Source organism: Myxococcus sp. AB036A (assembly GCF_006547355.1).
Lineage (GTDB): Bacteria > Myxococcota > Myxococcia > Myxococcales > Myxococcaceae > Myxococcus > Myxococcus virescens.
Map to the genome: position 1 here is coordinate 25,446 of NZ_VHLC01000033.1, position 12,006 is coordinate 37,451.

Annotated in this window: 12 protein-coding genes; 9 read left to right on the forward strand and 3 right to left on the reverse strand. The window is 64.9% G+C overall.

Annotation, left to right across the window (positions count from 1 at the left end):
- The 6 genes from FL344_RS15820 (at window position 1) to FL344_RS15845 (ending at window position 4,302) form a co-directional block, all read left to right on the forward strand.
- Window positions 1-783, forward strand: a complete 783-nt coding sequence (locus FL344_RS15820) for an SDR family NAD(P)-dependent oxidoreductase (protein ID WP_141619116.1) — start codon at window positions 1-3, stop codon at window positions 781-783.
- Window positions 784-884: 101 nt separating this feature from the next.
- Entirely contained in the window at window positions 885-1,163 is a 279-nt protein-coding gene (locus FL344_RS15825; protein ID WP_255508208.1) for a cupin domain-containing protein, read from the forward strand.
- A complete protein-coding gene (locus FL344_RS15830; protein WP_141619117.1) occupies window positions 1,163-2,143 on the forward strand; it encodes a homocysteine S-methyltransferase family protein in 981 nt (326 codons plus the stop codon). Before FL344_RS15825 ends, FL344_RS15830 begins: the two co-directional genes overlap by 1 nt.
- A gap of 216 nt (window positions 2,144-2,359) precedes the next feature.
- Entirely contained in the window at window positions 2,360-3,106 is a 747-nt protein-coding gene (locus FL344_RS15835; RefSeq protein ID WP_228557890.1) for a GntR family transcriptional regulator, read from the forward strand.
- A gap of 15 nt (window positions 3,107-3,121) precedes the next feature.
- A complete protein-coding gene (locus tag FL344_RS15840; protein ID WP_141619118.1) occupies window positions 3,122-3,988 on the forward strand; it encodes a sulfite exporter TauE/SafE family protein in 867 nt (288 codons plus the stop codon).
- Complete coding sequence (locus FL344_RS15845) at window positions 3,985-4,302, forward strand: DUF1634 domain-containing protein (RefSeq protein WP_141589946.1); 318 nt, start codon at window positions 3,985-3,987, stop codon at window positions 4,300-4,302. The genes FL344_RS15840 and FL344_RS15845 overlap by 4 nt, the downstream gene beginning before the upstream one ends.
- Window positions 4,303-4,395: 93 nt before the next feature.
- Here FL344_RS15845 and FL344_RS15850 read toward each other — a convergent pair whose 3' ends face one another.
- Window positions 4,396-4,971 (reverse strand): class I SAM-dependent methyltransferase, encoded by a 576-nt coding sequence (locus FL344_RS15850; protein ID WP_141619119.1) that lies wholly within the window; start codon window positions 4,969-4,971, stop codon window positions 4,396-4,398.
- Between the two features lie 612 nt (window positions 4,972-5,583).
- Between FL344_RS15850 and FL344_RS15855 the strand changes: the two genes are divergently transcribed.
- Both FL344_RS15855 and FL344_RS15860 read left to right on the forward strand, forming a co-directional pair.
- Window positions 5,584-5,901 carry a hypothetical protein gene (locus FL344_RS15855; protein WP_194863126.1) on the forward strand — a complete coding sequence of 106 codons (318 nt, stop codon included), beginning with the start codon at window positions 5,584-5,586 and terminating at the stop codon, window positions 5,899-5,901.
- 408 nt (window positions 5,902-6,309) lie between these two features.
- Window positions 6,310-7,626, forward strand: coding sequence for a hypothetical protein (locus FL344_RS15860; protein ID WP_141619121.1), 1,317 nt, complete (start codon window positions 6,310-6,312; stop codon window positions 7,624-7,626).
- A gap of 147 nt (window positions 7,627-7,773) precedes the next feature.
- On the opposite strand, the gene FL344_RS15865 is transcribed toward FL344_RS15860, so the two are convergent.
- Window positions 7,774-8,694 (reverse strand): pyridoxal-phosphate dependent enzyme, encoded by a 921-nt coding sequence (locus FL344_RS15865; RefSeq protein WP_141619122.1) that lies wholly within the window; start codon window positions 8,692-8,694, stop codon window positions 7,774-7,776.
- 105 nt (window positions 8,695-8,799) lie between these two features.
- Between FL344_RS15865 and FL344_RS15870 the strand changes: the two genes are divergently transcribed.
- Entirely contained in the window at window positions 8,800-9,738 is a 939-nt protein-coding gene (locus tag FL344_RS15870) for a LysR family transcriptional regulator (protein WP_228565088.1), read from the forward strand.
- A gap of 373 nt (window positions 9,739-10,111) precedes the next feature.
- Here FL344_RS15870 and FL344_RS15875 read toward each other — a convergent pair whose 3' ends face one another.
- On the reverse strand, window positions 10,112-11,956 hold the full coding sequence (locus FL344_RS15875; RefSeq protein WP_141619123.1) for a glycoside hydrolase family 15 protein: 1,845 nt from the start codon (window positions 11,954-11,956) through the stop codon (window positions 10,112-10,114).
- Between the last annotated feature and the right edge of the window lie 50 nt (window positions 11,957-12,006).

Here is a 12,006-nt window from a genome sequence, read left to right on the forward strand (position 1 = left end):
ATGAGTGCGCGATTCACCAATCAGAAGCTCATCGTTGTGGGCGGTACCAGTGGGATGGGGAAGGCCGTGGCTCGTCTCCTCCTTGAGGAGGGCGGTCGAGCCGTCGTCATCGGGCATCGAGACGACAAGCTCCAGGCCGCCGTCGCGGAGCTGGCTTCGTCCGGCCCTGTGGAGGGCCTGCGCGCGGACATCACATCCGGCACGGAGAGACAGGCCCTGGTGGCCCAGTTGCAGAAGGACCACGCCGACGCGACGCTGCTGGTCAACGCAGCGGGTGTCTTCCTGCCGAAGGCATTCCTGGAGCACGAGGAGCGCGATTACGACCTGTACCTCGACATCAACAAGGCGCTCTTCTTCATCACGCAGGCCGTCGCCCGTTCCATGGTCGCGCTGCGCAAGGGGGGCGCGATTGTCAACGTCGGTTCCATGTGGGCCAGGCAGGCCATCCAGGCCACGCCATCCTCGGCCTATTCGATGGCCAAGGCAGGACTCCACTCGCTGACGCAGCACCTGGCAATGGAGCTGGCCGGACATGGCATCCGCGTCAACGCTGTTTCGCCCGCTGTCGTCGAGACCCCCATCTACGAAGGCTTCATCCCAAAGGAGCAGGTTCACGGTGCGCTCCAGGGGTTCAACGGGTTCCATCCACTCGGCCGCGTGGGCCGCGCAGAGGATGTTGCGCAGACCATCGTCCATCTGCTGTCGAACGAGACTTCTTGGGTCACCGGCGCAATCTGGGATGTCGACGGCGGCGTCATGGCAGGACGCAACAAGTACAACTGACCTCTGGAGGGGCCCCAGGCCCGGACTTCTCGAAACGTGTGGTCATCACGCCAGCCCCATATCGGTGGGTGGCGTCACCCCAGGGCAGTGTCGAGCGGATGATGCTCGACCGCCTGAGGGGAGAACAGGCGCGAGCAACCAGCATCGTGCGGTACGCCAAACGCTCGCGGTTTCCGCGGCATGCGCCCCCAGGCAGCGAGGAGCTCCTCGCCATGTCGGGGACGTTCTCGGAAGAGGGGGCACGACTATCCAGCATCCTCGCCGACGTCCGGCCACTCATCGAAACGATGCCACTCGAGAAGGCAGGCGAGGCATATTCCCGAATGAGGTCCGGCGAGGCGAGGTTTCGGATGGTGCTGACGATGAAGGGGGCCCGCTAATGGGTGGCCTGGCGAAGCACGCGGCGTTCCTTGATGCCCTGCACAACGCACCGCGGATACTCACCGAGGGCTCCGTGGTCGAGCGCCTGCGCCGCCACCCCGCGGGCCTGTTGGACCCGCACGTGGCCAACGCGAGCCTCCTCTTTGAGCCAGAGGGACGCGAGGCGCTCGCAGCCATCTACCGTAACTACCGCGACATCGGCCTGCATCATGGCCTGCCCACCCTCCTCCTCACGCCCACCTGGCGCGCGAACGCGGAACGGCTCGCGCGCGCGGGCCTCGCTGGCCGGGACGTCTTCACCGAGGCGGTGAGGCTGCTGGCGGGCCTGCGCGATGAGCTCGGCGAGCGGGAGACGCGTGTCTTCATCGGCGGGCTCGTCGGGTGCCGCGGGGATGCCTACCAGCCCGCGGAAGCACTGCCCCGCCAGGAGGCGGCAGCCTTCCATGCGCCCCACGTGGAGGCGCTCTCGCGTGCTGGAGTGGACTTCCTCGTGGCCCAGGCGCTGCCGGCCCTCTCGGAGGCAGAGGGCCTCGCCCTGGCGATGGCGCGCACCGGGGCGCCGTTCCTGCTGAGCTTCGTCCTCCGCCCCACCGGGACGCTGCTCGACGGGACCCCACTGGCCGAGGCCGTCGCGCGCATCGACGCCCTGCCCGACGCGCGCCCAACCGCGTACATGGTGAATTGCGTCCACCCCTCCGTCTTCCGCGAGGGCCTATCGCACCAACTGGCCGCCTCGCCCTCCCTCGGCGCGCGGGTGGTGGGCCTGCAGGCCAACACCTCTCGACTCTCGCCCGAGGAGCTCGACGGGCGCGCGGAGCTCGACTGCGCGCCCCCGGACGCTTTTGCGCGGGAGATGGCTCGCGTCCATGCGGAACTCGGCACACGCGTGCTCGGCGGGTGTTGTGGCACCGACGAGCGGCACATCGCCGCGCTCGCTGGCATCCTGGCAGAAGGCACGCCAGGCGCTCTGCCCCCATGACGACAAGCTCGCTGTGAACTGCCTGGCCCCGGGCGGCCCCTGGTGCCAGTGGTGCCATGGACCGCCCTCTGCTCCCCGCTCAGCTCCAGCCAACGCACGCAGGGTGAACCCGAGAAGGACTCGTCGAGTCCTGAATCAGGAAGCGACCATGCACATCAGGGCGTCTTCTCGCTTGAGAGGAGCATTGACATCACGACATCATGATGTCGTGATGTCATGATGGGTGCCACGCGTGAATCCAACCCCCTTTATGCAAAAGTCGAACTGACGCTTGCGTCTGAAATCGCAGCTGGCGTCCTCCCTCCTCGCAGCCAACTTCCCACGGAAGACCGCTTGATTGAGCGGTTCGGCGTTAGCCGAACGACAGTCCGAAAAGCGATCGAGAACCTCGTGGCTCGTGGCTTGGTGGAGATCCGGCGCGGCGTAGGTACCTTCGTCGCGCAGCCCAAGATCATCCAAGAACTGACCGAGCTGACGGGCTTCGTCGAGGACATGCAGGCACTCGGCCGCACCCCGACCGCTCGGCTCCTGGATAGTCAAATCGTCCCAGCTGATGCTGACGTTGCCCGGCAACTCGCCGTGTCGCCCGGCAGCCTCGTCATGCGTATCCAACGCGTGCGGCTCGCCGACGGCTTGGCCATGTCCTTCGATGAAACCTATCTGCCGCGCGAGCTAGGGGAGAAGATCGTCACCCACGATCTGGAAACCGAGCCAATCTTCGCGCTGCTCGAAGAACGATACCACCTGCCACTGATTGAGGCCGAATACCGGCTTGAAGCCATCACAGCCACTCCGACCGTTGCCCAGGCCCTCGCCGTGGAGCCCGGCAACCCGGTCTTCCTGATCGAGCGCACGTCCTATACCGAAGGGTCTCGCCCCATCGACTACGAGAGGCTCCACTATCGCGGCGACCTCATCAGGTTCATCACTCGCTTGTCCCGGCGTCCACGCGTACGGTCATGAGCCGGAGACACGTCAATGAACTCCACGATGGTCTTCTGGCTGTTCGCGGCCGCATTTGGCGCGAGTGCCCTCGGCGGTGTGCTTGGCATGGCCAGCGGCATCTTCATCGTGCCAATCCTCACGCTGTTCTTCAGCGTCGACATTCACGTGGCGATCGGCGCGAGCATCATCTCGGTGATTGCCTGTTCGTGCGGCAGCGCTGCGCCGCTCCTGAAAAGGCGCCTGACCAATATTCGGCTTGCGATCGTCCTTGAGACAGTCACCACACTCGGCGCGCTGACAGGCGTGTTCCTGATCGGCATCGTCTCGAATTCGTTTCTGTACGGCCTCTTTGCTTTTATCTTGGCGCTATCCGCAAAGCAGATGCTAGCGCGGCGGCGCGAAGTGGAAGTGGTCGATACCAACGGGCCGAACGTGAAGAGTCTGGCCACGGTGCTACGCCTGCATTCGAGCTTTCCCGACCATGCATCGGGCCGCGACGTGCCTTATCAAGTTGGTCACGTGCCGATCAGCCTGGCGCTGATGTACGGGGCTGGCGTGATTTCGGCGCTGCTCGGCATCGGCTCCGGCGTGCTCAAAATCCCTGCCATGGATACCGCCTTGCGGCTGCCCATCAAGGTCTCGTCTGCCACATCGAACTTCATGATCGGCGTGACGGCCGCAGCGAGCGCTGGCGCCTACTTCGTGCGAGGCGATATCGACATCGGCATTGCGGGGCCTGTCGCACTTGGCTCAGTCGTCGGGGCGCTCGTCGGGGCGCGTTTGCTGATGAGGCTGCCCGCTGAGAAGATTCGCATCTCCTTCGTGGTGATCCTCTCCCTGCTTGCAGTTCAGATGCTCCTGAGCGCCCTGGGTGTTCAGTTCCTTGGAGGGTCGGCATGAAGTCTACGACCAATCGCCTTGCTCGAAGCGAGCAGAGCATCGCCGGACTGCTTTGGAACGGTACTTGGCTTGCTTCAGCGCTCGTTGCCGCCGGGATGGCCTTGGGCGCGACACATGACTTCTGGAGTGTTCTCGCCCCCAGCCTCAGCGGCTACGACGTGATGAAAACCGGTGTGGCCGTGTTCATCATCTTGCCCATCGCGCGTGTGGCGCTGATGCTGGTCATGTCCCTGCGCGAGCGCGACTACATCTATACCGCGATTTCGGTGTTCGTCCTGGCTGTCATCGCGGCCGGGGTCATGGTCGAGCTGTGAGCCTGTGACATGCTCCCGAAAAATGGACCGGATTGAGAGTGGGCCCTCCACTGCGGGAACGTAAGGGACGCAAGCAGGAAGCGAGAAGCCACCTTATCCAGTCTTGCGCGACAGGTAGTAGACGTTCCCGCCTGCGTCCGTGTGCGTCGCTTCCAGCGTGAGCCTGTGCGCGCGCAGCAGGTCGCGATACCCGTCGACGCTGTACGAGTGATAGCGGAACGGCACGTCATTCATCGGCGCGCCGTCGATGGAGCCGTGGACGTCGCCCGAGGTGAAGAGGAACGCGGCGCCAGGTTTCAATGCCCTCGCGATATTGGCGATCGCCTGTTCCTGCTCTTCGTGGCGCAGGTGGAACAGGACTCCCCACGCGATCGCGGCGTCGAACACCCGCTCCTGAAGCTCACACGACTGGATGGGCGCACAGCTCACGGGCACGTGGGGGAAGTTCACCTGAAATCGCGCCAGCAACTCGCGGGAGCTATCCACGCCCATCACGTGGCAGCCATGCTCCAGCAGCACCCGCGTCAGCGGCAGTCCAGTGCCGCAACCGACGTCCAGCACCCAGGCATCGGCCGGAAGTGACGCCGCAAGCGCTGTCACTTCCGGGACGCCCATGCGGCCTGCGCGTTGGGATGCATACCAGTCCGCGATCAAATCGTACTCGTGCACGCATCAACCTCGCCTTCGGCAATATGTTCTAGGGTGAACGGCCATCGCACCACGCCCTCCATCTCAGCACGTCGATGGGCGCACGGCCCTCGCGTCGTCACAGTTGGGTCACACCCTCAGGGCGAGACTCGCGAGCGGAGGTGACTCATGTCCCATTCGCTCTGAATGGTGGCTGCGAGGTCTCCTGGGAGTCTCGCCGGTGCCACTGTCCCCAGTGGGTTGCGAGCCCACGGCTCCGGCGACGCCCCCTCGAGGCCACGAGCCGATGACCGCGCGAGGCTTGACCGTGTCCGAGTTGGCGGGGGCGACTCCACTCCGCCTCCACATGCTTCTTCCGCTCCCATAGAGCCCGTCGAATCATCGCAACGACACACCAAAGAAACGCGAGGACATATGAATATCACGCTAGGTAGGGCCACACTGGGCGCCGCGCTTCTGGTCGGCTGTGGAGAGAGTCACTCGCCGCCGGCGGACACACCTTCGACTACGCAACGCAGCACCACGTGTACCGCGAGGGTGACGGGCGCCATCACCGCGACAGCCGCGTGCCCAAGAGGCTCGCTCATCCACTCCAAACGATTCAACACCTTCTCGTTCCTCCTCGATCCCCTCGTGGAAGAACCCATCGTCCTCCAAGTCGGCACCCGCGTGCGTCAGAAGCCCGAGACCGGCACGTTCACGGGGCCATCGGAGTCGGTCGACTGCGGTGTCTTCATAAGTTCGAATGACCGGCGATGGGACTCGGAACACGAGGAAGGCAGCCAAACGGGCAGCTGCACCTTGACACTCACGGCGATAGCGGCCGCCGACGATGGTACCTCCAATTTCCCCGTGTACTGGGCTTGGGGCACGATGCGCGCACGCCTGATGGAGCTCGACCCCACGGAGGGTTCCGGCTCTGTCGAGGTCGAGTTCGACTTCTCCGAGTAACAGCGAGGATGTCAATCCCGGAGTCCATCCCTCGCTCATAGTCATCATCGTGGTGACGCCGCCGGAAGCCTGCCGGAATAGTTACACAGGGAAGTCACTTCCGCCTTACGAGCGAAGCGAACCATGGCTCGACAGTCCATGCCCCCTCTGGCTTTCGAGACGTCTCGGTCGCGCAGAAGATGCTCCGGTGTCATGGCATGTCTTCCCTGCCCACCGCATCTCCACGTACGCACCGCGAAGGCACGGTGCCACCTTCGGAGAAGCGGGGCCATGGCAACCCCCTTCGATAACCCCTCGAGAGAACACGCTGCCTCGGCCGTGGCGCCGCATGGCACACCGACTGCTTCGCGAGGTAGCACCCATGTCCTTCTCGTCCGACCCAGACCATCCCGATCCCGGAGCCGACACATGCACCGACTACTTCCGCTCATTGTGCTGTTCCTCATGGCCTGCGGCGACAAACCTGGCAAGCCGCCACCTGCCGAGCCAGGGCCATCGAACGCTCCCATCCAGGGCTCGCTGACAGTCCACTCGCGACTCTGGGAGGACATCGGCGACCCGAGCCAGCTCGTCGGCATCTATGTCCTGCTTGGGGATGGGAGCCGGTTCCGGCAGCCACTCGGCCAGGATGGTGTCGCGCGCTTCGTGGATCCCGACATCCAGGGTCCACAGGATGTCACCCTGCTGGCGGTTTCCACGGAGAAGACCTTCGCCGACACCTACCTCGCCCTGGAGCAGCCAGAAGTCTGGCTCCAGCAATACACGAAAGAGGATACCGGAGGAGTGACGGGACAAGCCACCCTCAAGGGGCGCATCACCGGGAGGACCAGCGTCGTCCAAGATGTCATCGTCGCGAGCGCCGACCAGCAGGGCCATGGCAACTCCACGAGGGCGGCAATAGACGGCTCGTTCGAAATTGATATTTCGGGGAGCGGAGTCATGCCTGTGCATCTCTTTGCCATGGAGTACGTGAAATCGACACGTCGTTTCGGACTCAAGAGCAACATCACGCTCCAGGCCGGGCAGACACTTGACGACGTGGAGATCGCCCTGGACCGCGCCGAGGACCAGTTTCAGCAGGTCAACGTGGAGAACATCGAACCCTACGGCACGGAGGCCCTCGTCACGATGGATTACAAACTCGGCACCATGTACCTCTTCAGCAGTATGGCGACCGGCGCTCCGCCGCTCCAGCTTCCCTCGATGTCGCTCACCCCGCCATTCGACCTCCTCCGGGTGGTCACGACAGTGATCGTGGGTTCCGATGGAGCAGCTGGAGTCACCTCCGCGAGCGCAACGGTCCTCACGGAGGGCGGCTCGTCCCCTGTCGTGACAATCCCCCCTCCCCTTCAACTCACCTCGATTCCACTCGGCACCATGGAGGCGCCGGCCGTCGCTCGGACCGAGGGATTCACGTTGGCGTGGAACGTGGTCCCCACCGCGCAGGTGGTGCATGCGTATCTCAACGCTCAAAGCAGCGACCACCAACTCGTCTGGAGATTGACGGCCCCTAGCAACAGGACATCGTTCACGCCATTCGAGCTACCCGCGGAGCTGTCGCCTGTAACCCGACTCCCTCCAGGGCTGGCATCCCTCTCGATGTCGGCCAAGAACAACGGTGCGGACCGCGCCTACGCGGATCTCTTCAAGCAGTACGAGTCCCCCATCCAACAAGGAGGGACGTGGTCCCTGTCTCGGCAAGGCTTTGTGAGGCTCGTTGAGTGAAAAAATGGCCGGAGTAACGATTCCACCCCTGAATCCGGTTGCTCCGTCACGGCGCGCACGGGTCTAGCGAAGGCCCGTGCTGGCGAAGCGGAGGCGGAATCGCCCTCAAAGGCTCAGGGCGAGCCATGAGTTGCGCTCTACCCGCTGTCATCGCTCCCGGCTCCTCAATGCCTGCAGATGCTCAACCGTCGCCGTGACGCCACCGCAGACGATCACCGCGATGCGTGACGCGGCGGCAAGCACCGTCGATGCCGCGTCGAGCGCGGCCAGTGCGGCCCCGCACGCGGGCTCCACCAGAATCCGGTGTTCGTCGAGAAACCGCAGTGAGGCGGCCACTGCTGCCGCATCGGACACAACGATGTTCTCGACCGCATGGCGCGTCGCCCACTCAACCGCCGCGTCGCAAGGCCGCTTCGCGCCGAGCGACGTGGCGACACTCGTAATCGCAGGCAATTCGACTGGCCGACCCTGCGCAATCGAGCGCGCATAGCAGTCCGCGCCTTGGGTCTCGGCCGCGACAACCGGCACATCGCCCCAGCCATTGCGAACCAGCCCTTCGAGAACGCCGCACAGCAACCCGCCGCCGCCAACTGCCAGCACGACGGCGTCGGGCTTCGGTCCGGCTTCCGCCATCTCGTCGATCATCGTTGAATGGCCCTGCCACAGCTCTGGCTCGTCGAATGGATGCACGAACGCGTCATGAGGGCTGAGCACGGATTGCGCAAACATGTTCGCCTCTGCCCAAGACGCACCGTGGACGAGCAACTCCGCGCCTTCGAGGCGGATCAAGTCGCGTGCGCGCGCGGACGTGCTCTCCGGAACAACGACGAGCACCGGCACGCCGAGTTCGCGCCCCGCATAGGCAACCGCAATGCCCGCATTGCCGCCCGACGACGACACGAAGCGACGGGAGCCTGCCGCGCGCCGCGCGTCACATACCGCACCGACGCCGCGCAGCTTGAACGAGCCGGATGGCTGCATCGCCTCGAGCTTGAACAAGACGTCTTTGCCGAGCCGGCGAGATGCAGCTTGCGAACGGATGTAAGGAGTCTGAATATGAAGTGGCATAAACGCAGTGCGACAAACGTCCGAAACATGCGGACAGTTATCGTGGCACTGGACAACCTAAGCTGCGCCACTCATACTTTCCAATACTCTTCAGTGCAGACCGTCATGCCTATTGAGCATATCGACGGAACGGACAGTCATCTCATGCGACAGGTCGAACTGCGCCATCTGCGCTACTTTGTGGCGGTCGCTGAGGCCGGCAGCATGATGGCCGGCGCCCGCGCAGTCGGGATTGTTCAACCCGCGCTTTCCCGGCAGATCCGCGAGCTTGAGGAAGCGGTCGGCACCCCACTACTCATCCGCCGCTCGACGGGCATCGCACTCACAGCAGCCGGCGCGAGCTTCCTGCAAGACGCGACGCGCCTACTCGCCGAGCTGCAGGGCAGCCGCGAACGTGCGCTGCGCAGCGCGGCTGGGCAGCTCGGCGAGCTGCGTCTCGGCGTGCTACCGAATTACTTCCCGTTGCCGATGGTGTCGAACGTCCTCAAGGCCTTCCGGAGCGCCTGCCCGGACGTAAGGCTGTCAATCACGCCAATGCTATCAGCCGAGCAGGCGACTGCGATATCACGCGGCGATCTCGATGGCGGCATCATGGCGTGGCGACAGAGCGAGGCACCGCATCTGTCAGGCATGCGGCTGCTACGCGACCGATTCGTGCTCGCGATGCTATCCACACCGGGCCAGCGCTTCCGCGCGCCTCGTCAACTGGCCGAACTCGCAGGCGCGCCGTTCGTTTGGTTCGACCCACTACGGTCCGCAGCGCATCACCGGTTCTTGCTCGAGCAGTGCCGGCGGGCCGGCTTCACGCCGCGCATCGCGCAGGTCGGCAGCGACATCCCGACGCTCATCGGACTCGTTGCAGCCGGAATGGGCTACGCGTTCGTTCCGGAGAGCATTTCACCGACGTGCCCGCGCACGGTGCGACTGGTCCCGATTGACGAGCTCGACGGCCGCTTCGACGTCGAATTCGTGTACGACGGCCAAGCGAACTCGCCGGTCGTGCAGCAATTCCTCGCGGCGCTGCGCACGACCGCTAACACATGAGCAGGCCCCCGCTGGAGGTCGCAGCATCGACAAGCGCTGCATGTCACGTGGGACACAAGATGGCGACCGGCGCTCGTGGGAGCGGCAACTGCCAAACAGGTGCTCCAACTGATAGGCTACCCTCGGTGGTGGCCACATCCTCGCGGTCTCCTTCTCCTTGCGATGCAGCTCCCGCTCGAGTTCCTTGACCCGCTTCTCGGCGGCGGCCAGGCACTTACGCTCCTTGGCTGGCAGCGGATCGCTCGCCGTGCCTGAGAGCTCACCCACGGCTCCCTTCGAGTGGTCAGCTCGGCACGTCAGCCGAGGCGACAGCATCCCTGACACAGGGGCACGTGCCCTGGCCAAGTGGGGCTCGGGAGTGGTTGTCGAGCGCCTAGTGCATGCTCGCGGCGGCCATGGCGGCGAACGACACGTCCCGCCCTGCCCGCTTGGCCTCTAGCAACACAGCGCTGTTGATGAGCCCGACATGGGAGAACGCCTGTGGGAAGTTGCCAAGCTGGCGGTGCAGCCCGGGGTGGTACTCCTCGGCCAGGAGCCCGAGGTCGTTCCGGATGGAGACGAGGCGCTGGAACAGCGCCCCCGCCTCGTCGAGGCGCCCAACCATGGTGTAGTTGTCGACGAGCCAGAAGCTGCAGATGAGGAACGTGGCCTCATGGCCCGCCAGTCCGTCCACGCCCGTCTCGGTCAAGTAGCGCTCCACCAACCCAGCCTTGGTGAGGCCCTTCTCGATGGCGGCGACGGTGCCCAACATGCGCGGGTCATCCGCACGCAGGAAGCCCATGTGCGGAATCAGGAGCACGCTCGCGTCGAGGGCGTCCGAGCCATAGGACTGCGTGAAGGCTCCCACGCGCGAGTTGTAGGCACGCGCCAGGATGTCGGCGCGGATCTCCTCGCGCAGCGCGCGCCAGCGAGGCAGGCGCTTTTTCAGCTTCTCCGGCGCGTTGGCACCGAACTGCTCGACGAAGCGGACGCCTCGATCCACCGCGACCCACGCCATGAGCTTCGAGTGCGTGAAGTGAAGCTGGCGCTCGCTGCGGATCTCCCAGATGCCCTCGTCCGGACGCTGCCAGCTCGTCTCCACGAAGTCGACGAGCACCTTCAGCGTGTCCCAGGGGAGTGAGCCGGCCTCCGGCACCCCGTACACGCGCGCCTCGTACATCGCGTTCAGCGTTTCACCATAGACGTCGAGCTGGAACTGGCCGTACGCGCCATTTCCGATGCGCACCGGCCGGGACTCCTCGTAGCCGGGAAGCCATGGCAGCTCGACCTCGGGGAGACGGTGCTCGCCGGCGACGCCGTACATGATCTGCGCCTCAGCCGGAGCACCAGCGACGGCACGCAGCAGCCAGTCGCGCCAGGCCCGCGCCTCATCGAGGTAGCCTCCCCGCATCAGCGCCTCGAGCGTGAGGGATGCGTCTCGAAGCCAGCAGTAGCGGTAGTCCCAGTTTCGGACTCCGCCGAGTTCTTCGGGGAGCGACGTGGTCGGTGCCGCGACGATGCCTCCGGTCGGCTCATAGGTGAGCGCCTTCAAGGTGATGAGCGAGCGCACCACGGCGTCGCGAAAAGAGCCCTTGTATCGGCACCGGCTCGCCCATTCACGCCAGTACTGCTCAGTCCGCACCAGGTCCCGCTCCGCATCGACCGGGTGCCCCGGCGCAGCCATGTGCGACGCATAGAACGTCAGCGAGCAGGGGAGCCGCTCACCCGCGCGGACGACAAAGTCCGCTTCCAGGCGGGACTCATCCCAGTCCGGTACGAGCGGAACCGGGCTGCTGTATGCGAGCGCATCCGGCCCCGAGGTCAGGGTGGCGCGGTGGCTGTTGCACTGAATCCAGGGGGTCAACTTGCCATAGGCAAAGCGCACCCTGAGGTCGGAGTGCATTGGGACCTCACCTTCGAGCCCCTCGACGATGCGGATGATGTCGTGCTCAGTCTCCCCCGGAGGCATGAAGTCGATGATGCGCGCCCGGCCGCCGTCACAGGTAACCTCCGTCTCCAACACCAACGTCTCCGGCCGGTAGCGTTGCTGGACGGCTCGGACCTCCGCCGCGGGCCGGAGGCTCCAGTAGCCATGCTCGTTCGTGCCGAGCAACTTGGCGAAGCAGGCATCGGAGTCGATGCGCGGCAGGCACATCCAGTCGATGGAGCCGCTCCGTGATACCAGTGCAATGGTCGTCAGGTCGCCGATAAGGCCGTAGTGCTCGAGGGGGGATGACATGTCTGGACATTGGGATGTGAGACGGGCTCGCGCAACGCTCCGCCCCGGCG

What these genes read in the sequence shown, in the direction of transcription:
- FL344_RS15820 (WP_141619116.1), top strand. Translation starts at nt 1, where the DNA reads ATGAGTGCGCGATTCACCAATCAGAAGCTCATCGTTGTGGGCGGTACC.
- FL344_RS15825 (WP_255508208.1), top strand. Translation starts at nt 885, where the DNA reads ATGCTCGACCGCCTGAGGGGAGAACAGGCGCGAGCAACCAGCATCGTG.
- FL344_RS15830 (WP_141619117.1), top strand. Translation starts at nt 1,163, where the DNA reads ATGGGTGGCCTGGCGAAGCACGCGGCGTTCCTTGATGCCCTGCACAAC.
- FL344_RS15835 (WP_228557890.1), top strand. Translation starts at nt 2,360, where the DNA reads ATGATGGGTGCCACGCGTGAATCCAACCCCCTTTATGCAAAAGTCGAA.
- FL344_RS15840 (WP_141619118.1), top strand. Translation starts at nt 3,122, where the DNA reads ATGAACTCCACGATGGTCTTCTGGCTGTTCGCGGCCGCATTTGGCGCG.
- FL344_RS15845 (WP_141589946.1), top strand. Translation starts at nt 3,985, where the DNA reads ATGAAGTCTACGACCAATCGCCTTGCTCGAAGCGAGCAGAGCATCGCC.
- FL344_RS15860 (WP_141619121.1), top strand. Translation starts at nt 6,310, where the DNA reads ATGCACCGACTACTTCCGCTCATTGTGCTGTTCCTCATGGCCTGCGGC.
- FL344_RS15865 (WP_141619122.1), bottom strand. Translation starts at nt 8,694, where the DNA reads ATGCCACTTCATATTCAGACTCCTTACATCCGTTCGCAAGCTGCATCT.
- FL344_RS15870 (WP_228565088.1), top strand. Translation starts at nt 8,800, where the DNA reads ATGCCTATTGAGCATATCGACGGAACGGACAGTCATCTCATGCGACAG.
- FL344_RS15875 (WP_141619123.1), bottom strand. Translation starts at nt 11,956, where the DNA reads ATGTCATCCCCCCTCGAGCACTACGGCCTTATCGGCGACCTGACGACC.